The organism is Desulfovibrio intestinalis (assembly GCF_014202345.1).
GTDB classification, from domain to species: Bacteria; Desulfobacterota; Desulfovibrionia; order Desulfovibrionales; family Desulfovibrionaceae; genus Desulfovibrio; species Desulfovibrio intestinalis.
Genome location: NZ_JACHGO010000009.1, coordinates 23,363 through 46,274 on the forward strand (window position 1 = coordinate 23,363; position 22,912 = coordinate 46,274).

General features: G+C 58.6%; 21 protein-coding genes. 9 read left to right on the forward strand and 12 right to left on the reverse strand.

Annotated features, from left to right (window positions below; all coding sequences use genetic code 11):
• Window positions 1-15: 15 nt before the first annotated feature.
• Window positions 16-1,329 (reverse strand): dissimilatory-type sulfite reductase subunit alpha, encoded by a 1,314-nt coding sequence (dsrA, locus tag HNQ38_RS12935; protein ID WP_183721868.1) that lies wholly within the window; start codon window positions 1,327-1,329, stop codon window positions 16-18.
• A gap of 550 nt (window positions 1,330-1,879) precedes the next feature.
• Between dsrA and HNQ38_RS12940 the strand changes: the two genes are divergently transcribed.
• The 4 genes from HNQ38_RS12940 (at window position 1,880) to HNQ38_RS12955 (ending at window position 4,896) form a co-directional block, all read left to right on the forward strand.
• Window positions 1,880-2,149, forward strand: coding sequence for a hypothetical protein (locus HNQ38_RS12940; RefSeq protein WP_183721871.1), 270 nt, complete (start codon window positions 1,880-1,882; stop codon window positions 2,147-2,149).
• A complete protein-coding gene (locus tag HNQ38_RS12945) occupies window positions 2,146-3,168 on the forward strand; it encodes a hypothetical protein (protein ID WP_183721874.1) in 1,023 nt (340 codons plus the stop codon). The genes HNQ38_RS12940 and HNQ38_RS12945 overlap by 4 nt, the downstream gene beginning before the upstream one ends.
• Window positions 3,169-3,885, forward strand: coding sequence for a septal ring lytic transglycosylase RlpA family protein (locus HNQ38_RS12950; protein WP_183721877.1), 717 nt, complete (start codon window positions 3,169-3,171; stop codon window positions 3,883-3,885).
• A gap of 411 nt (window positions 3,886-4,296) precedes the next feature.
• Window positions 4,297-4,896 (forward strand): hypothetical protein, encoded by a 600-nt coding sequence (locus tag HNQ38_RS12955; protein WP_183721880.1) that lies wholly within the window; start codon window positions 4,297-4,299, stop codon window positions 4,894-4,896.
• Between the two features lie 340 nt (window positions 4,897-5,236).
• Here HNQ38_RS12955 and prfA read toward each other — a convergent pair whose 3' ends face one another.
• The 3 genes from prfA to rpmE all read right to left on the reverse strand — a co-directional run bounded on the left by prfA (window position 5,237) and on the right by rpmE (window position 7,657).
• Window positions 5,237-6,307, reverse strand: coding sequence for a peptide chain release factor 1 (gene prfA, locus HNQ38_RS12960; protein ID WP_183721883.1), 1,071 nt, complete (start codon window positions 6,305-6,307; stop codon window positions 5,237-5,239).
• An 80-nt stretch (window positions 6,308-6,387) separates the two neighbouring features.
• The gene (locus HNQ38_RS12965; protein ID WP_183722023.1) at window positions 6,388-7,302 is read right to left on the reverse strand and encodes a DUF1385 domain-containing protein; all 915 of its coding nucleotides are present in this window, start codon (window positions 7,300-7,302) and stop codon (window positions 6,388-6,390) included.
• A 142-nt stretch (window positions 7,303-7,444) separates the two neighbouring features.
• Window positions 7,445-7,657, reverse strand: coding sequence for a 50S ribosomal protein L31 (gene rpmE / locus HNQ38_RS12970; RefSeq protein ID WP_183721897.1), 213 nt, complete (start codon window positions 7,655-7,657; stop codon window positions 7,445-7,447).
• 223 nt (window positions 7,658-7,880) lie between these two features.
• Here rpmE and HNQ38_RS12975 point away from each other — a divergent pair, with 223 nt between their 5' ends.
• Window positions 7,881-8,651, forward strand: coding sequence for a TlyA family RNA methyltransferase (locus HNQ38_RS12975; protein ID WP_183721900.1), 771 nt, complete (start codon window positions 7,881-7,883; stop codon window positions 8,649-8,651).
• Between the two features lie 226 nt (window positions 8,652-8,877).
• On the opposite strand, the gene HNQ38_RS12980 is transcribed toward HNQ38_RS12975, so the two are convergent.
• From HNQ38_RS12980 to HNQ38_RS12990, 3 genes are read right to left on the reverse strand one after another with little or no spacing between them, the layout of a single operon-like run.
• The gene (locus tag HNQ38_RS12980; RefSeq protein WP_183721903.1) at window positions 8,878-9,222 is read right to left on the reverse strand and encodes a hypothetical protein; all 345 of its coding nucleotides are present in this window, start codon (window positions 9,220-9,222) and stop codon (window positions 8,878-8,880) included.
• Complete coding sequence (locus tag HNQ38_RS12985) at window positions 9,219-10,769, reverse strand: tetratricopeptide repeat protein (protein ID WP_183721906.1); 1,551 nt, start codon at window positions 10,767-10,769, stop codon at window positions 9,219-9,221. The genes HNQ38_RS12980 and HNQ38_RS12985 overlap by 4 nt, the downstream gene beginning before the upstream one ends.
• A 46-nt stretch (window positions 10,770-10,815) precedes the next feature.
• Window positions 10,816-11,403 carry a YajG family lipoprotein gene (locus tag HNQ38_RS12990; protein ID WP_183721909.1) on the reverse strand — a complete coding sequence of 196 codons (588 nt, stop codon included), beginning with the start codon at window positions 11,401-11,403 and terminating at the stop codon, window positions 10,816-10,818.
• A gap of 177 nt (window positions 11,404-11,580) precedes the next feature.
• Between HNQ38_RS12990 and serS the strand changes: the two genes are divergently transcribed.
• Entirely contained in the window at window positions 11,581-12,855 is a 1,275-nt protein-coding gene (serS, locus tag HNQ38_RS12995) for a serine--tRNA ligase (protein WP_183721912.1), read from the forward strand.
• 184 nt (window positions 12,856-13,039) lie between these two features.
• Here the strand turns inward: serS and HNQ38_RS13000 are convergent, their stop codons facing one another.
• The 5 genes from HNQ38_RS13000 to mtnA form a co-directional block, all read right to left on the reverse strand.
• A complete protein-coding gene (locus HNQ38_RS13000; protein ID WP_183721915.1) occupies window positions 13,040-13,330 on the reverse strand; it encodes a putative quinol monooxygenase in 291 nt (96 codons plus the stop codon).
• A gap of 25 nt (window positions 13,331-13,355) precedes the next feature.
• Window positions 13,356-14,750 carry an L-serine ammonia-lyase gene (locus tag HNQ38_RS13005; protein WP_183721918.1) on the reverse strand — a complete coding sequence of 465 codons (1,395 nt, stop codon included), beginning with the start codon at window positions 14,748-14,750 and terminating at the stop codon, window positions 13,356-13,358.
• A 138-nt stretch (window positions 14,751-14,888) separates the two neighbouring features.
• Window positions 14,889-15,314, reverse strand: coding sequence for a C-GCAxxG-C-C family protein (locus tag HNQ38_RS13010; protein ID WP_183721921.1), 426 nt, complete (start codon window positions 15,312-15,314; stop codon window positions 14,889-14,891).
• Between the two features lie 2 nt (window positions 15,315-15,316).
• Window positions 15,317-17,332: a TIGR04326 family surface carbohydrate biosynthesis protein gene (locus HNQ38_RS13015; protein WP_183721923.1), complete on the reverse strand. Its 2,016-nt coding sequence runs from the start codon at window positions 17,330-17,332 to the stop codon at window positions 15,317-15,319.
• Window positions 17,329-18,456 carry an S-methyl-5-thioribose-1-phosphate isomerase gene (gene mtnA / locus HNQ38_RS13020; protein ID WP_183721927.1) on the reverse strand — a complete coding sequence of 376 codons (1,128 nt, stop codon included), beginning with the start codon at window positions 18,454-18,456 and terminating at the stop codon, window positions 17,329-17,331. The genes HNQ38_RS13015 and mtnA overlap by 4 nt, the downstream gene beginning before the upstream one ends.
• Before the next feature lie 359 nt (window positions 18,457-18,815).
• Here mtnA and HNQ38_RS13025 point away from each other — a divergent pair, with 359 nt between their 5' ends.
• From HNQ38_RS13025 to HNQ38_RS13035, 3 genes are all read left to right on the forward strand, one after another.
• Window positions 18,816-19,997: an aminotransferase class I/II-fold pyridoxal phosphate-dependent enzyme gene (locus HNQ38_RS13025; RefSeq protein ID WP_183721930.1), complete on the forward strand. Its 1,182-nt coding sequence runs from the start codon at window positions 18,816-18,818 to the stop codon at window positions 19,995-19,997.
• 362 nt (window positions 19,998-20,359) lie between these two features.
• Window positions 20,360-21,709, forward strand: a complete 1,350-nt coding sequence (locus HNQ38_RS13030; protein ID WP_183721933.1) for a homoserine dehydrogenase — start codon at window positions 20,360-20,362, stop codon at window positions 21,707-21,709.
• Window positions 21,706-22,905, forward strand: coding sequence for an ATP-grasp domain-containing protein (locus HNQ38_RS13035; RefSeq protein WP_183721936.1), 1,200 nt, complete (start codon window positions 21,706-21,708; stop codon window positions 22,903-22,905). Before HNQ38_RS13030 ends, HNQ38_RS13035 begins: the two co-directional genes overlap by 4 nt.
• Window positions 22,906-22,912 lie beyond the last annotated feature (7 nt).

The following is a 22,912-nucleotide window of genomic DNA, read 5'->3' on the forward strand; positions in this document are numbered from 1 at the left end:
TTTCTCCCCCTTTGACTAGCGTTGATGGCGTTTGCGGTAAGCGGCGAGGTCGCGGTTCCAACCACCGGTGACTTCTTCTTCCTTGAAGAAGATGTACGGATTGGAACGGGGTTCCTTGACGTGGTAAGCGGCAGCAGGAGTGTCGGTGACTTCCAGCAGCTTCTGGAAGGACAGACGCTTCATGGTTTCGCCCACGCGTTCGCGGTTCTTGCCTTCTTCCATCCACCAGTCCCAAATCTTTTCGATGACTTCTTTGACGTCGTCGTAGGGAGCTTCACAGGAGACGAAGGGCACGAGCAGCGAACCCATCTGCGCGCCGTCAACCACGGGAGCCTTGGCGCCCACGAGGATGCTGGCGCCGCGTTCGTCACCAATGTGCAGAGCGCGGGGCATGGTGTTGATGCAGTGCATGCAGCGCACGCAGTCAGCGGTCTTGATGGAGAGCTTGGAGCCGTCCCACTTCATGCACTGGGAGGGGCAGCGGTCCACCACTTCTTTCTGCAGGTCGAACTTGCCCCAGTCACGACCGGAGTGAGCACCGGCGTTGGGAGCGAATTCACCGGCCACGTAAGCCTTCACGGCTTCCTGGTCGATTTTGATGTCGTCCTTCCAGGTACCGACAACGGCGAAGTCGGAACGCGCCATGGCGCACACGCAACCGTTGGGGCAGCCGTCGAACTTGAACTTGAACTTGTAGGGGAAGGCGGGACGGTGCAGTTCGTCCTGATAGTCCATGGTCAGCTGGTAGCACATGTCCTGCGTGTTGTAGCAGGCATATTCGCAGCGGGACTGGCCAAGACAGGCTTCAGGAGTACGCAGGTTGGAGCCGGAGCCACCAAGGTCCACGTTCATGTTGTGGGTCAGTTCGAAGAAGATTTCTTCGAGCTGGGCGGTCTGGGTGCCAAGAAGCACGATGTCGCCAGTGGAGCCGTGCATGTTGGTCAGACCGGAACCGCGCATGTCCCAAATGTCGCACAGGTCGCGCAGGAACTTGCTGTTGTAGAACTTGCCCGCAGGCTGGGCCACACGCATGGTGTGGAAGTGAGCAACGCCGGGGAACATTTCGGGCTGGTCGCAGTAACGGCCGATAACGCCGCCGCCGTAACCGAACACGCCAACGATACCGCCGTGCTTCCAGTGGGTTTCCTTATCATTATAGGAAAGTTCAAGCACACCCAGCAGGTCTTCAGGGCAATCCACAGGGATCTGATAATCGATACCCCTAGGATTCTTGGCCCTAACAGCCGCTTCCTGCTTGATGTCGGACACAAAGCTCGGCCAGGGGCCGCTTTCCAGCTGGTCCAACAGGGGGGTTGCATGTTTCGCCATTGCCATACCTCCACATGGTTTGTTTGTATCACGCAGTGCGTGATGTGCCGGTCAAGTGCGACGATCCGGGGCTGGCAAATGCCATGCTTCACCGGGCGTGCGGACAAGAACCGAAAGGTTCTTCCGCCGACGGGTATTGCCCCCCGCCGAAACGCGCCCGCCCCGTGAAATTCGGGACGCCCCAAAGGATCGCGTGAGACGGGCGAGTCAAAGCCTCGGCCCCTCAGGCCGCAACGCGGTCAAATCATTGCATACCGCATTTTCATGCCAATGACAACCGGGGCGGGAATATATGTACAAATACAGACCCCGCGCCCGCCAAGCATGTATTTGCGCCAGAATGCGCAGTCCATCAGCCATGCTTGTCCCGTCTTTATATTGGTTAGTAATACCCACTTTTTTGTCAATTGTGCAACTTTTTTTCGTATTATGTACATTTTTTCACATATCGAATGCGCGCACCCTTTGCAAACAGCCCTGTTTGACGTAGACTGATGCTGTATAGTGACTCGCCGCGCTTATCCGGCGCTACTTCCAAGGAATGCACATAATGAAAGACGAACTCGGTTTGTACTACCATCCCCAGGCAGGCAACACCCTTTCCCGTGTTTATGTTCGCCGAGGCGAACACGGCGAGGTGGAATTCCGCCTTTGGCGATCCGATATGCCTGACGTATGGGAGCGCCACCCCTGGCTCAGCATGAGCGTGGTGCAGGACGCCTCGGAACTTTACCGGCTGGAACGCAATGCCGACGCTGATCCCCTCCGGCTTTACGACCTGGCCGTGGCCAGGGCCCTTCTTAAGGAGGACGAAGCGTGAAAGGACGCTGGCTGCTGGCAAACCGCGATTTTCTTGTGCGCGACCTTGTTCGTGACTACTGCACGGTTTTTCAGTCTCTTTCGGCCCAGCGCCAGCGTTTTGAACAGGCTGGCGCTGTCTCCTACTCTGCCCTGCGCGACCTTTTGGGCGAGGCCATGCGCAAGGGCGTATTCTGGCGTCTGAAAGACACGTCCCACCTGTTGTTTCGCAATGCCCCCGCCCACAGCGACATAGCCCCGGTCGACACGCCCGGCCCCATCTCCCAGGCCGACACCCTGGGCCTGACACCGCAGGGCAACGGCGAGTATTCGCCCGCATCCGCAACAGATCCTGCGGAATCCAAGCAGATTGAAGCCCTGCTTCGTCATGCGAACAATCTGCTGCCTGGCGGCACCGCTGGGCAGCATGCGCTTGAAGCGCTTATCGACTGGAGCATCGGTTACGCTTTTCATGAATGCGTCAAACTGAGAGAAGACGCCTTTCAGAATCAGCACTACGCCAACCGCCTCGCCCAGATTGCGCGGCACGATGCTGTTACAGCAGACATGTACAATCCCCTGCGCGGGCTTGTGGGGCAAACCGCTGAAAGCTCTTCACGCGAATTGTCCCGCATAAGCCATGTGCTGTCGCACGGCCTGCGCATGCTGGCCCAGTACCTGGCTGTTGAAAAGCACAACACCCATCTCGCACGCTGGCTTGCCAGCGAGGAACATCTGGCGCGGCAGGCATTTGGCGCAAACTATGTGACTCTGCTGGACGCACTGTACGGGCCGGAACACGAACTGCTGTACCTGCTTGCTGCCCGTGATTTTCTTGAAGCAGGCCGCCGCGAACCCGCAGTGGCCTTGCTTGAAGGCGCCAACGAGCGCGGCCTGCTGCGCTGTGAAGGACACGACCTTTTGCTCCGCCTGCATGCTGAAGCCGGCGCGCAAGGCACTGGAGCCGACATCTGCGCGGCCTGCGGCAAACGCGAAGGCTTCCCCTGCCTGCCCTATCTTCATCCGCTGGAGACGCATTAAGTGACCCCCGCCCTCCGCTTGCTGCGGAACTGCCTTTTACTCGCACTCTGTACCCTGCTGCTGGTCGGGTGCGGCTCCCGAGGGGGCGGCTCATGGCGCAAAGGCGGCGTCACCGGCACCAAACCTTACACGGTACGCGGTAAAACCTACTATCCGCTCAAATCTGCCCACGGCTTTGTTGAAGTGGGCGAAGCCTCCTGGTATGGACCGGGCTTTCACGGCAAAACCACTGCCAATGGCGAACGTTACAACCAGTACGCTATGACGGCGGCCCACAAGCTGTTGCCCCTGGGCACCAAGGTACGCGTCACCCATATGAGCAACGGCCGCAGCATCATTGTGCGCATCAACGACCGAGGTCCCTTTGTGGGCGACCGCATTATCGACCTTTCACGCGCTGCCGCCACCCAGTTGAATATTATCGGGCCAGGCACGGGCCGGGTGCGCGTGCAAAGCCTCGGTGGCGTGCCACAGATGCGCAACGATGGCGACATTGCCGGGTCCTACTATGTTCAGGTAGGCGCTTTCGCCAACAAGGACAATGCCGACAGACTCGCGCGCGATCTGGACAGGGCCGGACACAAGAGCCGCATGCACTTTGGCAGCAACAATATGTGGAACGTTCAGGCGGGGCCATGGCCTGATTCCTTTGGAGCTCAAAAACAGCTTGAGATCTTCTCCATTCTTTACCCCGGAGCCTTTGTGGTGGGTGACTAGAGGCTGCCTCTAAATAAATGACTTTGCGCCAAGGGCAAGGAACAAGGCCTTTTTTACGCAAGAAGTGTACTCTCACGGTACATGACTGGAGTAAAAAGGGCCTTTTGACGCAGCCCGTTGGACAAAAGAATTATTTGGAGACAGCCCCTGGGGCATTGTAGCTTGCACTGCCCACCGGGAATCTTCGTGCCGCACCCTTCCTTCAATACTATGCCTCTTCGCTCAATGCCGGGACCTGCCCTCAATACCCTATCCTATTGCCCGGCATAATTTTCCTTCTGATCGTGGAATAAATTTTGCTACGTCTTCAACTGTGAGCACAGCAATATTCTGCTCTTTTGCAAAGTGCTATGCCAAAGCCAAAGAGGCCGCTTCTGCGGCACAGCGGCTCACAGGAAATGGAGCGAAGCAATGTCACTCATACCCACAAGTAAAAAAACGTCTTCTGTTCCTGTTACGGCCTGTATGAATGTGGTTGCCGCGTCTTCTGCTGCGCCTGCGCCCAAAACACCCCTGCGGGAAACATTTGCCCTTAAAGCACCTGCATCCACAGTATTTTTACCGCAAGCATCTGAACAGATAGAACAAAAAACCGCACAAGCGGTTATGCCCAGTGGCGCTGTGATGGTTGTGAGCACATCCGGCAAAGGGGTGGCGGGCGTGGTCAGTATTGTTCTTGCCAATGGCAGAAGCATCCTGGTCAACTCAGGCAATGTGCGCATCACGGGCATGCCCGGCGGCGGCTTCAGCGTCATAACGCCCAAGGCCACGGTCATATATGATTCCGGCGGCAACGAGCTTTCCGTAATTCCCGGCGCTACTCCCCCGGCAGATGCTGCGCAAGGAAGCGTCATTTTTTCAACAGCAACACCAGATGATGCCGATCCTGCGCCCAGTATTTCTTCTACGGCGGCGGCATTTGAACCGGATAGCCCCGCTCCCGCTCAAGAAACCAAAATTCTGTCGTCAAAAAAAATCACGTTTCCTGCCTCGCTCTTTGCCTTGCCGTAATCCTTCATGCCTTTTGACGTTAAAAAAGGATAAAGGTTCTATCGCTGCACAAGAGAGCAGCACGCTGCTACGCTGTGTGGATTTTTCGATAAAATGCACCTTCCGGTGGGATGACAACTCTGAGGTGTAAGGCATTTCAAAGAGACGCGGCTCTTGCCCCGGAGCACTTCTGTAGAGAGCAGGTTCTGCCGTGACCTCCGGTTGAAGCAGCCTGCACAAATAAAAAATCCCCGCAAGCTGATGGCTTACGGGGATTTGACATTTCTTGTCATACTTTCAAACAGTCCGGCCGTGCGGTGAACACGCGACACTGATACGAAAATACGGATATGAACGTGCGTTAGTCTGTGTTCTGCGCCCTGAGTGCTTCGGCCTGAGCGGCCGTGCCCAACGCTTCCACCAAAGACTGAATTTCGCCTTCCATAATCCTGTCCAGAGAATACAGGGTAAGGTTGATGCGATGGTCTGTGCAGCGCCCCTGCGGAAAGTTGTAGGTGCGGATGCGTTCCGAACGGTCACCTGAACCAACCTGCGCCTTGCGGTCTGCCGACAGTTCCGAGTTCTGGCGTTCACGCTCGGCGGCCAGAATACGCGAGGCAAGCACCTTCATGGCGCGGGCCTTGTTCTTGTGCTGCGAGCGTTCGTCCTGGCAGGTAACCACGGTGTTGGTGGGCAGGTGGGTAATGCGCACGGCCGATTCCGTCTTGTTGACGTGCTGGCCGCCTGCTCCCGAGGCGCGGTAAATATCTATTCGCAGGTCGTCGGGGCGGATTTCAACGTCCACTTCTTCAGCTTCGGGCATGACGGCCACAGTGGCGGCAGAGGTATGGATGCGCCCCTGCGTCTCGGTGGCGGGCACGCGCTGCACGCGGTGGGTTCCGGCCTCGTACTTGAGGTGACTGTATACGCGGTCGCCAGCGATAAGGCAGATGACTTCCTTGAAGCCCCCGGATTCCGAGAGGGATTCACTCATCAATTCCACTTTCCAGCCCTTGAGCTCGGCAAAACGCGTATACATGCGGAAGAGATCGGCGGCAAAAAGGGCAGCTTCTTCGCCGCCAGTGCCAGCCCGGATTTCCAGAATGGTGTTCTTTTCGTCAAGCGGGTCGGAAGGCAACAGCATGACCTTGAGCTCAAGCTCAAGCTCCGGCAGTTTTTCCTCGGCCTTCTGCACTTCTTCCTGTGCCATAGCGCGCATTTCGGGGTCGTCGTCATGCAGCAGCAGCTTGTTTTCGGCCAGCTCTTCACTCACGGAACGGTAACGGCGAAAAAGATCCACCACGTCGCGCAGATCGGCGTGGGCCTTGGTCAGCTTGCGGTAATGATCCTGGTCGTTGAAAACATCGGGCTGGGCGAGGGCATCCTCAAGCTCCAGATACTTTTTTTCCAGGCCTTCTAATTTGGCGAACATAGGGATCTCCGGCTGGCAGTGGACAAAAACGGAAACAGCGGACGGCGGGCCTCAGCCCAACCGTACAGAGGCAAAGGGCGTTACTGCGCGGTGTAGGGCACCGTGCGTACATTTTCTCCGGCCTCGGGCCCCAAAGCTTCACGCAGGGCCACTACCGCCACTTCAAGCTGGCTTTCGTCCGGCTCATAGGTGGTCAGCTTTTGCAGGGCCAGGCCTGGCGCGCGCAGAATGCTGGCAAGCGGCCCCTGGGGCAGGCGCGCCGCATAGCGGATAAGCTCGTAAGCCAAAGCACTGATGGGCACCATAAGCAGCAGCTTGAAAAAGATGGTCAGGGCGTGCTTTGCCACAGCGCCTTGCGGCGTGTGCAGGGCCAGCAGCGCAGGCACCAGCACCGCGTGCAAAATAATGGATATGCAGATGACAAAGAGCAAAAACGTGGTGCCGCAACGCGGATGCAGGCGGCTCATGCGCGCAGCGCTTGCCGCAGTTACCTCGTCGCCGGACTCGAAAGCGTGAATGGTCTTGTGCTCTGCCCCGTGGTACTGAAAAACCCTGCGGATGTCAGGAACATAAGAGATGGCTTTTATGTACCCCATAAAGATGCAGCACTTGAAAAAGCCGTCCCACAGATGAAAGGTCAGCCCTTCCACGTCGCCGCCCAGGTTCAGCCACAGCATACCCAGGGACAACAGGTGCGGCACCACCACGAAAAGGCCGATGGCCATAAGCAGGGCTGCCAGCATGGTTACTACCAGATGCCAGCCAGAGATTTCCTCTTCCTGCCCTTGAGCCACCACCTCTACCGAGCGGTTAAGCGCCTTGATGCCGTTGACGAGCGTTTCCAGCAGAATAGGAAAGCCCCGCAGGAAAGGCTTTTTCAGCCAGTCATAACGCAACAGAGAAAACCAGGGCAGACGACGGGCAATAATCTCCCCGTCGGCCTGGCGTACGGCAAGACCGTAGGTATCGCCGTTGCGCATCATCACGCCTTCCATAACGGCCTGACCACCCACTGTGGGGCAGGCAGACGTCAAAGCATAAAGCGCCATCATGGCCCACCGGGATTTTCCCCCTGCGGCCTTGCCTGGCGCTCCCTGCCGTGCGTCATCCTTGTGCGGCATATCCTGCCGCCCGCGACTATTTAGGCTCAAACTTGGCGTACTTTTTACGGAAGCGGTCAATACGGCCAGCCGTATCAAGGAAGCGCTGCTTGCCGGTGTAGAAAGGATGGCAAGCGGAACATACTTCCACGCTTACCTGCTCACCCTTGGTGGAGAGCACGGTTTCTTCGTTGCCGCAAGCGCAGGTGATGGTGGCATTGAACACTTTGGGATGGATATCTTTCTTCATGACAACTACCTCATGGAACGCGGCATAATCCGGCGAAATTACTGCCAGACGCCCGCGCGTTTTTCCCTTGGTGCGAAAGTATATCGCACAAGGGCAAACCATATAGCGCTTCTTTCAACTTTTGGCAAGGGGTAAGAGGCAAAGACCAGGCGGCATCATATTCTGCCCTGCCACTGCGGCCCGCCGCATTGCCAGGGCGGCCCTTCGGCGCTATATAGCCCGCATGGCAAAAAACCCACGACAACGCGCAGACCAACTTGTTTTTGAGCAAGGCCTTGCCGCGAGCCGCGAGCAGGCACGCCGCCTTATCATGGCGGGCAAAATCATTCTTGCGGAATGCGTGCCCGGCGCACCGCCCCAGCTTGTGCCCAAACCCGGGCATCCCTATCCGGCAGACACGGCCTTTGCCCTGCTGGAGCCGGAACCCTATGTGAGCCGGGGGGCCTACAAGCTGATTACCATTCTCGACCAGTTCAAACTGAACGTGACAGGCTTTGTTTGCCTGGACGCCGGCGCGTCCACTGGCGGCTTTACCGACTGCCTGCTGCAACGCGGAGCCGCCCGTGTTTATGCGGTGGACGTGGGCCGCAACCAGTTGCACGAAAAACTCCGGGCCGACACCCGCGTTGTCAACCTTGAAGGCGTCAACCTGCGCCATGCAGAAGCCGAACTTATTCCCGAACAGGTAGACATGGTGGTGGCCGACGTTTCCTTTATCTCTCTTACTCTGGTGCTGCCAGCCTGCATGACGTGGCTCAAGCCCGGCGGCATTGTGGCTACCCTCATCAAGCCCCAGTTCGAGCTGGGACCGGGCGAGACGGTCAAGGGCGTCGTGCGCGATGAAGAAGCGCGGCAAAGGGCGGTCGACAAAATACTGGCCTTTACCGAGGCAAACCTTGGCTTGAACTGCCGTGGAGTGCTGCCCGCCGCCATCAAAGGGCCCAAGGGCAATCAGGAATATATGGCACTTTTTGAACGGAACGTGGCTGGTTAGCCAGCGCGTTACAAGGGCGCAACGCGCGGTAACGCGTCCTGGATTTTGCCGTAAATTGCATGAGGGGGGCAGCACGTCACCTTTGAAAATGTAATATTTCAAAGATATGCTGCCCTAAAAAATGCCCTGCTTTTGACAGACTAAAAAAACCGCGTGAAGCGGTGACGAGCGATTGGCGATTGGCGATTGGCGATTGGCGATTGGCGATTGGCGATTTTACAGGCCATTAATGCCCTGAATAGTCCAGAACATTATTCAGCGGCGCGCTGCTGCTATTGATGCGGCCCCCTTCGAGCGCATGCCGTGTCAGACGCCAGCCGTCCATATCCAGCACATCAAGCTTGCCCTTGTGTTCCGGCTCCAGATGCCGGGCCAGGGCTTCCAGCACTTCGTCCACAGGAAAGTACATACCCTCAAAGGAAATGCGCGCCATGTCCCCGTCTTTTTCCAGCACGGGAATATCATCAGCGTCGGGCAGGGCATCGGCGCAAGCGTGCGCCAGATCGTCGTAAAACGCGCTGCTCACCGGGTATACATGCCCGTAGACTTTAAGAAGAGGGTCACGGCTCACGGCTTTAGTTCCTTAGTTCCAGCAGCTGACTTCGAAAGATCTGACGGAGAGGATTCCGCATCTGGCGCGGTGGATTTTTCCCCATCTGGCGGGGCAGGCGTGCTTTCCTGCCGCGCTTCCGGGCTGGCCTGCGGGTCAGAAGATCCAGACGGCAGACAGTACTGCTGCGCCCTGGCCAGAATCAACCCCTCACACTCGCCCAGCGCACAGGCCGCGCCAAAATCCTCACACATACCCGTCATATCGCGCCGTTGCATGCGTACGGTTCCCCGCGCCCGCAAGCGCCGCGCCCTGTCATCTCCTTGAGGCGTGAAACCGTGCCTGTCATCCAGAGACGAAGTCAGATCATTTTCCGCAAGGGCAAGCTGCTGAAGCCGCCAATGCCCGAGTGCGCGGATGTAGCGCGCCCTGCTCAGGCCGGAATCCAGAGCCAGAGCAGCATCGCACGAAACAATGCTTTGCAGCGGCAACCCGCGCCGCAACTGTGCCTCGGCCAGCAAAAGCCATGCGCCAGGGCTTTGCGGCAACCGGGCAGACACCTGCTCCAGCTGGGGCAAAAGTCCGTCAGGCACAAGCCAGCCGTCCGCATCGGACGCCAGAACGTCCTGCGCCTGCAAAAGTGCTTGTAGTTGGTGTGAGGCATTGTTCCAATGCCTTTCAGTCCACACTGCGTCGTCAAGCGAGGCATCGGAAAAATCTGTGCCGGGTGTGGCATCTGCCACCGGGGGCGCTTCTGCCCCGGCCCCCACACAACCCGAAAAAGCCTCATCCAGCGCGTTCTTGCGGGCATCTCCACCGCGTTCGCCGGGCCTGGCGGAACTTGCCGCGTCGTGCATTCCCACTGGCGCCCGGTATACATTGCCGAGGTTGCCGCTGCCGCGTATGCCAGAACGGTGGTTGCTGCCCGCGTGATTCCTTACAGCGCCATTTTCAGCCGGATCACGCGCATTCATGAGTTGCAGCAGATCTGTCGTTTCCTGCAAAAGGCGCAGCCGCAACTGCACGAGATCAGCACTCCGCAGAGCCTGCGATATATTGCTGGCAGCCCCGGGACGAGCCCGCAAGTGCACCGTTACAGCAGGCGCGCCATCTTCGTGATACCTGACTACGGAACGGTAAAGCTGCGCGGCCAGAACAAGCCGTTCATCGGCATTGATGGCCCCCATGCGAATGTCGCGCCTGTTGGGCAAAGCATCGGCAGCAGCAGCCAGAGCCGCCATACGGGCATTGCCTTCAGCCAGAATACGCGCCGCAGCGCTGTTGAGCGGGGTTCGCGCCCGCGCAAGTTCACTGTGTTCGATGTCAGCAAGAGGTGGGGCTGCGGCATCAGGGACAGAGACGGGATCAGAAGAGAAACCAGGATGGGACGGGGCAGGCAGTGCCTGATCCGCAGGCTTTTTTGCCAGCTGCCCGCCAAACGGTTCTCCCGTGGGGAATTGACCCAAGCGAAGCTGGCCCGTGCCGACTGCTTCTTCGGCATGCGCCGCCAACACAAAGCCGCCGACCACAAGGGCCGACGGCAGGGTACAATACACCAACGCGGTCACTGTCAGCGCCGCGCAGAAAAACAGGGCACGCGAAGCGCGCAGAAGCTTATTTCTTGGCCTCAATAGCCTGAACAATCTTTTGCGCCATGGGCTTGATAAGTTCACGCAGCGTGTCCAGCATAATATTGTCGGCAGCGCTGCCCATTGGCATGACCGTGCGCGACTGCGAGGCATTGAGCGTTTCGCTGTAGATGCGGCTCTGCCGGTTGGCTACGGAGTAGTTGACGCGCATGCTGGTTGCCAGGTCGGTGGCGGAGTTTTCGCGCAGCCATACCTGATCCACGTCGCCAGTCACCAGATAGTCGGGATTACCCGCACGGGCCTGATTTACGCTGTCGGCATAAGAAACCTGAAGGCCGTTACGGGCCAGTTCGTCAGCAAGGGCCTTGCTTATCCACTGGGTAACGCTGTCATTGGTGACAAAGGCGGTATTGTCACGGCGCGAACCTATGACAGTCTGGTCTTGCCGCTTGTCTTCAAATGCCACCACAGTCACTCTGGGAGCCTTGGGGCCGGGCAGCACAGCGCCTTCCATAAAAGGCGGCGGCAGCAGGCGCACACTGTTGGCGGGCCCGCAGGCTGTTGCCAGAAAAGCAAGCAAAACTAGACATAATACATTGCGCACAGGTTTCATGACAGCCTCGCGTTTTATAGAAATTTTCAAGAGTATTCTCGTGGTCTATATACGGAAAAAGCCAGCCTTGCAAGGCAGTATGCCCCCGTGATAAAGGAATAACGATGTCGCGGGCAGCTCTGGCTGCAAATTTACCGCGTATCCAGCGTAATACAGCGCAATTTTTCAGGAGCGGTCATGATTGATCTCAAACTGGTGCAGAGGCAGCCCGAAGTTTTGGCCAAGGCTCTGGCCGACCGTCATTCGGACATCAGTGTGGATGCATTTCTGGAACTGGACGGCAAACGCCGCACCCTGCTCACAGAAGTGGAAGGCCTCAAAAGCAAGCGTAATGAAGCATCTGGGCAGGTGGCGGCCCTCAAGCGCTCTGGTCAGGATGCCGGGGAACTGCTTGCAGAACTTTCCACCCTGTCTGACCGCATCAAGGAGTTGGACGTCGAAACCGCACAGGCCAAGGCCGATGTGGAAAGCTGGCTCATGCGCGTGCCAAATATCCCCGACAGCACCGTGCCGCTGGGAGCCAATGAAGACGAAAATGTTGAAGTGAACCGCTGGGGCACGCCCCGTCAGTTTGATTTCGATGTGCGCGAACACGGCGACATTGGCGTTGCCCTGGGCGGGCTGGATTTTGAACGTGCCGCGCGCCTTACGGGCAGCCGTTTTGTGGTGTCCCTGGGTTGGGGCGCACGCCTTGAACGTGCCCTGGCCGCCTTTTTTCTCGACAGGCATACCTGCCACGGCGACTACACTGAAGTAAGCCCTCCCTATATGGTCAACCGCGCCACTATGACAGGCACGGCCCAGTTGCCCAAGTTTGAGGAAGACCTGTTCAAGTTGCAGGACTGGGACTATTTTCTCATTCCCACAGCCGAAGTGCCGCTGACCAACCTGCACGCAGGCGAAGTGCTGGACGAGGCTGACCTGCCCCGCGCCTACTGCGCCGCGACCCCCTGCTTCCGTTCCGAAGCGGGCAGCGCGGGCAAGGACACACGCGGCATGATACGCATGCACCAGTTCACCAAGGTTGAAATGGTACGCTTCGCTCACCCCGAAGACAGCTTCAACCAGCTTGAACTCATGCGCGGTCACGCCTGTGAACTGCTGGAACTGCTGGAACTGCCCTACCGTTTCATCACCCTGTGCACTGGTGATATGGGCTTTTCTTCTGCCAAAACCTACGACGTTGAAGTGTGGATGCCCGCGCAGAAAACCTACCGGGAAATATCGTCCTGCTCCAACTGCACCGACTTTCAGGCGCGCCGGGCAGACATCCGCTTCAAGCCCAAGGGTGGCAAGGCGGCTTTTGTCCACACCCTCAACGGTTCCGGCTTGCCCACTGGCCGCACCACCGCCGCCATACTGGAAAATTGCCAGCAAAAGGACGGCAGCGTGATTCTGCCCAAGGTGCTGGTGCCCTACATGAATGGTCTGGAAGTTATCGAACCGCGCTAGGCCGTACTAAACATCGACGCCATTTACACAAAAAACGGGCATGCACTGCATGCCCGTTTTTTATGGTCAAACCTGTTTTGAAATCAAACGTGTTTCAAGGCGGCAATCCCCATCATCGCACGACCTGAACAAAAGATGAAGTTCGACGCAGCGATAACTGAAAAGACGCCCGTGGAGCTACAGCCTAAAAAACCTTCTTGAGCAGGGTTATGGCCAAGTGCTTGAGCTTGCCTTCGGTAAAGGCCACAAAAGCCGTAAAGTGCGGCGTGACGTTGTGCTCGTCTATGGCCTGTTGCGAAGCCCAGGCTTCAATAACGAAAAAGCGGCACACATTGGACAGGTCCTCGGTAAGCTCATAGCTTATGTTGCCTGCCTCGCCCCTGCTGCCGTCCACCAGAGCCTGCAGTACGGGCATGAGGGCCTCACGGTGCTGGGGCAGCACTTCCAGTTCAGCGACAATGCGTATTTCACTCATTGATGTTCTTCCTTGATTATCGGGATCAGGCGTTTTCGGAATTTTTCTTGCGTTCCAGCCCTTCGGCCACGGCCTGAGCCAGACCGCCCAACGAGGTTTCCTTGTAGCGGGATTGCAGATCAAGGCCCGTGCGGTACATGACCTCAATAATGGCATCCAGCGAGATCACGCGCTGCCGCCCGTCTTCCAGGCGTGAAAGCTGCGCGCAATTGACCGCGCGCTCTGCGGCAACGCCATTGCGCTCGATGCAGGGGATCTGCACAAGCCCGCCCACTGGATCGCAGGTCAGGCCCAGATTGTGCTCCATGCCAATTTCGGCAGCCACTTCCACCTGTTTCACATTGCCGCCCGTTACCGCGCAGTAGGCTCCCGCCGCCATTGAGCAGGCCACGCCCACTTCGCCCTGGCAGCCAACTTCCGCCCCTGAAATGGAGGCATTTGTTTTGAAGAAAAGGCCGATGGCTCCCGCCGTGAGCAAGAAGTCCAGAGCGCCCTCTTCCGTGGCATGGGGGTAGAAATTCTGATAGTAGGTCAGCACTGCGGGCACAACCCCAGCGGCACCGTTGGTGGGGGCTGTGACCACCCGCCCGCCGGAAGCGTTTTCCTCTGCCACGGCAAAGGCGTAAAGCGTCGGCCACAGGCTCAGATCACGGCGGCCCTGCGCCTGAAGGGCACTGACCTTGCGCAGCAGGTTGGGCGCGCGGCGGCGCACGTTGTAGCCGCCGGGCAGCACGCCGTCGGTGTAGCAACCGCGCTCTACCGAATCACGCATGACATCCATGATGGCCTGGGCGCGGCGGCGCACCTCCGTGGGCGAATGCCAGAAACTTTCGTTGGCCATGACGATCTGCGCCACGGTTTTGCCTTCGCTTTCGCAAATGGCAAACAGTTCGCTGGCGGTCTTGTAAGGATACGGAGGATTGGGCCAGGTCTCCGGCTCGCTGTCAAAGTCCGCATCTGTACGGATAAAGCCGCCGCCAATGGAGTAGTAGGTACGGGTATACAGCTCCGTGCCGTCACCGGCATGGGCCGTGAGCTTCATCGCATTGGAGTGACGGGGCAGAAACATGCCCTTGTGCAGGCGCATGTCGCGTTCGTAAACAAAAGGAATGGTTTGTGCGCAGATGAGAACAAGGTCGGCGTTATTTTTAAGTTCCGCCGTGCGCCGGGCCAGATGGGCCGTATCAACCGAGGCGGGCTCTTCACCTTCCAGGCCGCCCAAGATGGCTCCTGTGGTGCCGTGGCCCTCGCCCGTAAGGGCCAAAGAACCAAAAAGATCAACACTAACGCGCCCGACCATGGGCAAAAGCCCCAGTACCGCCAGTTCCCCCGCAAAAGCCTTGCCCGCCACCATCGGCCCCACAGTGTGCGAACTGGACGGTCCGATGCCAATCTTGAACAGGTCAAAAACGCTGAGCATGAGACCCCCTCGAGCAAAGATGCAGCGGCCCCGCACCATCTGTACAGAACCACTTATCTCTTTGTGACACAGTACGTCCTGCCACGCAACGGGCAGGGCTGTACGCAGCCTGAGGCGCTACAGCCCGCAGCGAAGAGCCTACTTCAGGCTTGTGACAAAATCGTGCAGGCAGGTCACAGCTCTCACTGTGAAGCGTTCACACAAATGGGGCGGGTCATCATCCCGAAAACCGCCGGGCCTGAGATCACGGCAGGCCAGACTGCTGAAGTTTCTTTTGAAAAGGCTGGCATAGCGCGAGCACATTTCAACAATTTCAGCATCAGTTTTGCCCAGGGTAGCGCCGTAAATCCCCAGAAAGAGCATCGCTCCTTCCATCAGGCCGCATTGGCCGCCTTTGTCTCCGGCCCCGTGGCATCCCACGGTGGCCTGAAAAAGCAGCGGATGCACAGGCTGCCCGGTCAACTGCTCAAGACAGTACAGGGTAGTCTGGGCGCAGTTGGCGTTTTTGTCCCAATAGCAGTGGTGAACCATTTCGAGAATGCGTTCTTGAGTGCCCATCGTCATACTTATACCCCCAGCAACTTTTTCCAGCGCGGCAGGGCCGGGTCCAGATCCAGATAGTTGGCCGGCAGTTGCAGGGGGGCGGCAGCGGCCAAGGCCTCAGCCACATCCTCCACGCTGCCTGTTCGGGGCAGCTGGGGCACATCCTGCAACGGACAAAGATCAAAATCATCCACAGGCAGCATGCTCATTATCGGCAGCCCCTTCAGGGCCGCCTCAAGCGCAACTGTTGTAGAGTTGGAAGACCACACCACAACCCCCGGCACAAATTCCTCGCCAATGGCGCCCTGAGCAATGCGCACTTCAGAAATGCGGCGGCCCAGCAAGGCGCGCAGGCGTTCTTCCACTGGCAGGTAGGGGTGAGGTTTCACCACAATCTGCCAACCGTCCAGAACCCCGGCATGCAGCGCGCGGGCCAGCAGAACCAGATGGGCCTCCGTTTCATCCTGAAAAAAGCTGGTAACGGCCAGAAGGCGCTTCGGCTGTGCTGATGCTGCTTCAGTTGCCCGTACTGCGGAACTTTCTTCGCCGGATGCAACGGTCGACGGCAAGGAACGCGCGCCTTCAGCAAGATAGAGATAACGCAGGGCCTCCACTTCGCCAAGCCTTTGGGGGGGCGTGCCCGCCTGTAGCCACTGTTCGCAGGCAGATTGCCCGTTGCCGCGAATCATGTCGGGCTGAAAGACATCGCAGGGGGCCTCAAAAGTGCGCGGATCGTCAAAATAGCGAAAATCCGTAGGCCGCACCGTAGAGTGCTGCGCCCCGATGACCGGGCCTGCCTCAGGGTCTGCGCAGGGCGTGGCAGCGGCCAAGGCCTCACGCATGGATACGGTGAGCATGCGCTCCCAGGGGCAGTTCTCCAGCGGGAAAAGCGTCCAGCGTTGCGGCCCGGCGGCCCCGGCGTAGACATCGAAGGCGCGTTGTTGCAAACAGCGCTCAAGACCGCGCCAGCCCCTGAAAGACTCTACCCAGTAAGTTTCCAGATAAGGCCAGAAGTTGAAGTGAGAACCGGCGAACCGGAATGCGGGCCGCACAGAGGACTCAAGGCTGTGGCTGCCCAGGCAGAGACGCAGGTACCGCCACAATGCGGCCCAAAGGTCGCGGTGGCGCAAAAATTCTTCAAGGTAATGAAAGCTGGCGCCGTCTTTTCCTTCCTTGCGAAAGCGGTCACGCAGGGCGATGCATTGCTCAAGGCTCAACTGCGGCGCAGGAAAGCGGATAAAGAGCCAGCGCACCCAGGGCGCACCTTCCTTTTTGGCAGCATCGCGCAGCGCATCGTGCAGGCTTTCCCAGTAGCGGGAGCGAAAATGCCCTTCTGCGGCGGCCTTCATGTCCACGTTGGGAAAATAGGTGGCAATGGTGGCTGCCTGCACAGGCCCGGCTTCTCCCTGCACGGGAGCAAAGGCCTTGCCCGCGTCAGGGCTTACGGGCAGTTTGCGGCGCACGGTCCACAGCCAGTGCGCGTAACGGGCCAGCGTTCGTAGTGGAGCCGGAGTCGCATTGTACAAGCGGCGCACAAAAGACACTGGCGGCTCCAGAGGCGCAGGCACACCGTGTTCTTCAGAAAAATCGCGCCCCGATGAGGCGCACATATGGGCCAGCACGCCGCGCAAGGTATCGTCCCCGCCAAAGAGATGCAGGGCCGTAACATTTTCCTCATCCATAAACCGTTCAAGGGCGCGCAGTCTGTAGACGGCGTACAAACCGGGCGTCATCTTGGGGTGACGTTCGTAAAGCAGCGAGCACCACCACATGGAAAGCGGATGCCCGGCGCGCAGCTTGTCCTGCACTTCCTTGCCGTCTTCCGTTGTCAGGCGCCCCAGGTCATACGCCCAGGCTGCGTGTTCCGCGCGGATGGTTTCAAGCTCTGCCCGCAGCCGGGCCGCAAGCGAAACGTGCCCCTTGGGGGCTTCCCAGCCTTCCCACTGCACGAAGATCCGCTTGTCTTTTCCGCCATTGGCGGCCGGGCAGGAAATCAGGTCTGGCTGGCCGGGCCCGACAACCAGGATAAGTTCCTTCATAGCTTCTGGCTCCCGGCGGATGCCGCAACGTCGTCTTCGTCTTCCGTAGCAGCGTTGGTGATACCCCCGCTGCGGCCAGTGTTCAGATCATTCAGGGCCGCCCATATGGACAGGCTGTACGGGGGATAAAGCACGCCTTTTTCCGTGATGATGCCGCTGATGTACTCTGCAGGTGTCACGTCAAAAGCAAAATTATACACAGGCACGTCCTTGGGACACAGGCGGGTTTCACCCACATGTGTCACTTCGCGATCAGGGCGCTGCTCAATGGGAATGCCTCCGCCGTCGGGCGTGACCGGATCTATGGTCGACAAGGGCGCAGCCACATAGAAGGGAATGTGAAAATGTCTGGCCAGCAAAGCCACGCCAAAGGTGCCTATTTTGTTGGCCGTGTCGCCATTGGCGGCTATGCGGTCGGCCCCCACAACCACGCGTTGCACCATGCCCTTGCTCATAAGCAGAGCACAGGCATTGTCGCAGGCCACGGTTACGGGAATGCCATCGCGCGCCAGTTCCCAGGCAGTGAGGCGCGCACCCTGAAGAAAAGGCCGAGTTTCGTCGGCAATAACGCTGATTTTTTTGCCAGCTTCGGCAGCGGCGCGTATAACGCCAAGGGCCGTGCCATAACCAGCTGTGGCCAGGGCTCCGGCATTGCAATGCGTGAGCACGCAGTCGCCGTCATCAATACAGGTCGCGCCGTGGCGGCCCAGGGTTTTGCAAATGGCCACATCTTCGTCCTGCATGGTCTGGGCCTCGTGCGTAAAGGCCGTAAGCAGGGCTGACTGATCAATATTCGCGCCGCCAAAAGATTTCCATTTATTACGCATGCGTTCCACACCCCAGCGCAGATTCACTGCCGTAGGTCTGGCGGAGGCTATGCGCTCCATACCCAGCTCAAGTCTTGCAGCCCAGTCCGGCCCTTGCGCATCCTTGAGGGCCAGCACGCAGCCCCAGGCCGCCGTAACGCCTATGGCAGGCGCGCCGCGCACGACCATGGTCTGCAAGGCGCTGATTACGTCGTCTGCAGTGCGACACACAAAGTCCGACTCCCGCTCTGGCAGAAAGCGCTGGTCCAACAGGTGCAGTTCAAGATTCTGATGGTCAAAACGGATATGGTCGTCCATGTGTTCCTCCGGGCAGCATACTGTTGCTCATCCTACACCACGACGGGCTGAAAGCAAAGAGCAACTGGCGTGTCCGCCACAACCGCAACCTCTTTATATGCAAACTAACAATGCGGTAAAAAGAACTTAATTGCCTGATGTTTCGTACATAAGCTTTACAAACCTGCTTTTCGCTGGCTATGCTGCACCACCCTTAAGAGGAACGTCTGAGGCGTCCACCGCGCTTACGCCCTTGGGGCGAAAGAGCGCGGTTTTTTTCAACCATGCGCGGCCGAGCGACATTGCTGGCCGCCCGCCGCGCCGCCGCAAGGGCGCTTGTGCCCTTGCCGGGACAATCATTATGCTCTGGGAGCAAGACAATGGAAGAGTTTTCACGCATTCGCCGCCTGCCCCCCTACGTTTTCGCTGTAGTTGGGGACCTCAAGATGCGGCTTCGTCGGCAGAATATCGACATCGTGGACTTCAGCATGGGCAATCCGGACATCCCCACGCCCGCACCCATTGTGGAAAAGCTCGCAGAGGCAGCACTCAAGCCCATCAACCACCGCTATTCCCTTTCGCGCGGCATCCCAAACCTGCGCAAAGCTGTCTGTGACCGCTACAAGCGCCACTTTGATGTGGACCTTGACCCGGAAACCGAATCTATCGTTACAATGGGCTCCAAGGAAGGCCTGGCCCATCTTTCGCTGGCCATGCTTGAGCCCGGCGATGTGGTGCTTGCGCCAGACCCCACCTATCCCATCCACAAATACGCCCCCATCATTGCGGGCGCGGACGTGCGCAGCGTGCCCATCGGCCCTGGCCGGGATTTTTTTGAAGACCTTGAAACCGCAACCCGCCAGGCATGGCCCAAGCCCAAGCTGCTTTTTCTCTGCTATCCGCACAACCCCACCACAGAAGTGACGGACCTGGCCTTTTTTGAAAAAATTGTGGAATTCGCCAAGGCAAACAACATCTGGGTTATACACGACCTGGCCTATGCCGACCTTGTTTTTGACGGCTACAAGGCCCCGAGTTTTCTGCAGGCCAAGGGAGCAAAGGACGTAGGCGTGGAATTTTACACCCTGTCCAAAAGCTACTCCATGCCCGGCTGGCGCGTGGGCTTCTGCATGGGCAACAAGCACCTCATTCACGCCCTGGCCCGCATCAAGAGCTACCTTGACTACGGCATCTTCCAGCCCGTGCAGATTGCCGCCACCGTGGCCCTTAACGGCCCCGAAGACTGTGTGAACGATATCTGCAACGTCTACAAGGAACGGCGCGACCGTCTTATCGACGGCCTCAACCGCATCGGCTGGGAAGTGCCTTCCCCCAAGGCCACAATGTTTGTGTGGGCGCGTATTCCCGAAGCCTTCCGCAAAATGGGCTCCGTGGAGTTTTCCAAGCTGTTGCTGACCGAGGCTCACGTGGCTGTTTCGCCGGGTCTTGGCTTCGGCTCTTACGGCGACGAATATGTGCGCTTTGCCCTTATTGAAAACGAACACCGCACGCGGCAGGCCATCAGCAGCATGCGCAAGCTTCTGTCGGGCACGTCTGACTAGAACCGGTCAGCGTTGCTAAGGTGCACTGTCGAAACTGAAACACCTGAAGCGTTTCAACATAAAATGCTCTCAGGCTCAGTGCATAAAAGTTCCTTTGCTTTTTGCGGCCGATAGTGAACCAGAATATGACCACCTGCGCTCCGGCGGGCGGGTTCGCACCAGGAATCGCGCATGTGCGCACCTGCGGGCGGCCCCCTGCCGGAGCACAGTGTTTTTTGCCCCCCGGCCCTTTTCGGGTATTGAGCGCTGTTGCCACATGACGTAAAAGGATAAAAACGTGCACAGACCGGGCATGCCCGATCTGCGTCAAAACCGGTGCCTTATCAGTTGCGGCTTTGCTACCGGGCACTTTCGGAGAAATCATGACCAAGAACAGTGACAAGCCACTGGTAGTAGGCCTTGCCGGATTCGGCACCGTGGGCGGCGGTCTGGTACGCCTGATCGAAGAAAACGCAGACCTCATCCGCCGTCGTTCAGGCCGTGACATCCTGATCAAGAAAGTACTGGTGCGCAACGCCAAAAAGGCGCGCAACGTGCCCCTGCCCGACGGAGCGGAGCTGGTTACCAATCCACGAGACCTTACGGACGACCCGGAAATCGACGTGCTGGTGGAACTCATAGGCGGCATCGACAACGCCCGTGATCTCATCGACCGCGCCCTCGATCAGGGCAAGCACATTGTTACGGCCAACAAGGCTCTTCTGGCAGAAGAAGGCCTTTCACTTTTTCAGAAGGCCGACCGCAAAAAGCGTATCCTGCGCTACGAAGCCAGCGTGGCCGGGGCAGTACCCATTGTGGAAGCCCTCAAGGAAAGCCTCACGGGCAACCGCATTCAGTCGCTCATGGGCATTCTCAACGGCACCAGCAACTTTATCCTGTCCGAAATGACATCCAATGGGCTGGACTTTGACGTGGCCCTCAAGCAGGCCCAGCATCTGGGTTTTGCCGAAGCTGATCCCACGCTGGACATCGACGGTCACGACGCGGCCCACAAGCTCATTCTGCTTATCCGTCTGGCCTACGGGGTGCACTATCCCTATACGGCCCTTTCGGTGCGCGGCATCCGTGGCCTTTCTGCGCTGGACATCCGCCTTGCCCGCGAATTCGGCTACCGTATCAAGCTCATCGGCCAGGTACGCCAGGTGCCCTGCCCCGAAGAAAAGGCTGACGCCAAGGAATGTGGCGAAGGCCCGGTACGCCTTGAAGCCGGGGTGTTTCCCGCGCTTGTTTTCCACAAATATCTGCTGGCCCGGGTGGGCGGTGCGTACAATGCCGTGCGCGTTGACGCCAATGCTTCCGGCCCGCTCTTTTTCCACGGACGCGGCGCGGGCGACCTGCCCACCGCCGGAGCCGTGCTGGCCGACCTGCTGGCCGTTGCCCGCGACGAACGCCCCAACAATACAGGCTTTGTGGGCAAGGAGCTGCCCAAGGCCGCCATTGTGCCGCCGGAAGAATGGCGCTCCTGCTACTATGTGCGCGTTATGGTGCAAGACACACCCGGCGTGCTGCGCGATCTTTCGGGCTGCATGGCCGCCGAGGGAATCAGTATGGCGCAGGTCATACAGAAGTCTGACGAAGGACAGGGCGTGCCGCTGGTCTTCATGACGCACGAAACCACGGCCCAGGCTATGAGCGACGCCCTCCAGCGCACGCTGGAAGCGGGCCTGCTCAAAGAACCCGCGGTATACTTCCGCGTGCTGGGCGGCGAATGATTATTCTTGACCAGCCCTATGTTTCGCCGGAGCTGCTGGCCTATGCGGCAGCCCGGCAGGAACCCGTGCTCGACAACTATATGGCCCGGGCCTGCGCAACCGGGCTTAAAGTGCAGGACAAGCAGGGGCTCAACCTTGTGCCCGAAGCCCGCTTTGCCGCCATGCTGCAAAACGGGCAACAGCAAAACAACGAAAACTCTGCCCCGCCGCGCCTGTACACCTGCTCTGAAAATTCCCTGTCATGGGTGGCGGAGCACTGCTCCCCGGCTCTGGCCGAGGCCATTGGCAAACTCAAGAACAAGGCGCTCACGCGCGAGCTGCTGCGCCCGCTGGACACGGACTATTACTACCGCCGCCTGAACATGGCAGAAATGCAGGCTCTGCCCTTCAAAGAAGTGCGTGTGCCCTGCATTCTCAAACCAGCAGTAGGGTTCTTCAGCCTTGGCGTATACCGCATCAGCAATGAGGCAGACTGGCTGGCCGCCAAAAGCGACATTGCCGCCGAAGCGCAGCGCTGGGCCGAGCAGTATCCGCAGTCTGTCGTAGACGGCAACGACTGGCTGCTGGAAGAGTACATTGAAGGTGATGAATACGCCGTTGATGTTTATTTCGATCAGGACGGTCAGGCCGTCATCTGCAACATCCTGCGGCACGAATTCACTGGCGACACCGACGTGAGCGACCGCCTCTACTATACCAGCGCGGGCATCATCCAGAACCATCTTGCGGAATTTGAGGTATGGTTCAACAAGGTCAACGCCATTCTGGGCCTGAGGAATTTTCCGGCCCATGTGGAGCTGCGGCGCTCGGCTGCGGGCCGCATTCTGCCCATCGAGTTCAACGCCCTGCGCTTTGCGGGCTGGTGCAGCACGGATGTGAGCCTTTTTGCCTGGGGCTTCCACTCCTACGGATGTTTTCTTGAAGGCCAAAAGCCCGACTGGGATGCGGTCCTCAAAGGCAAGGAAGGCAAGCTGTATACCCTCATGGCGCTGAACAAGCCCGCCAACTGCCCGCCTGTTCACAGTTTTGACTACGAAGCCCTGGGCCGGGGTTTTGCCAAGGTGCTCTGCCTGCGCCGCCACGACTACAGCCGCTATGGCCTGTTCGGCTTTCTGTTTACTGAAACTCCTGAAAACCAGCGCCAGGAACTGGACCGTATCGCCAGTTCAGACCTGCTGGAATTTGCCGTAATCTGACCCAAGG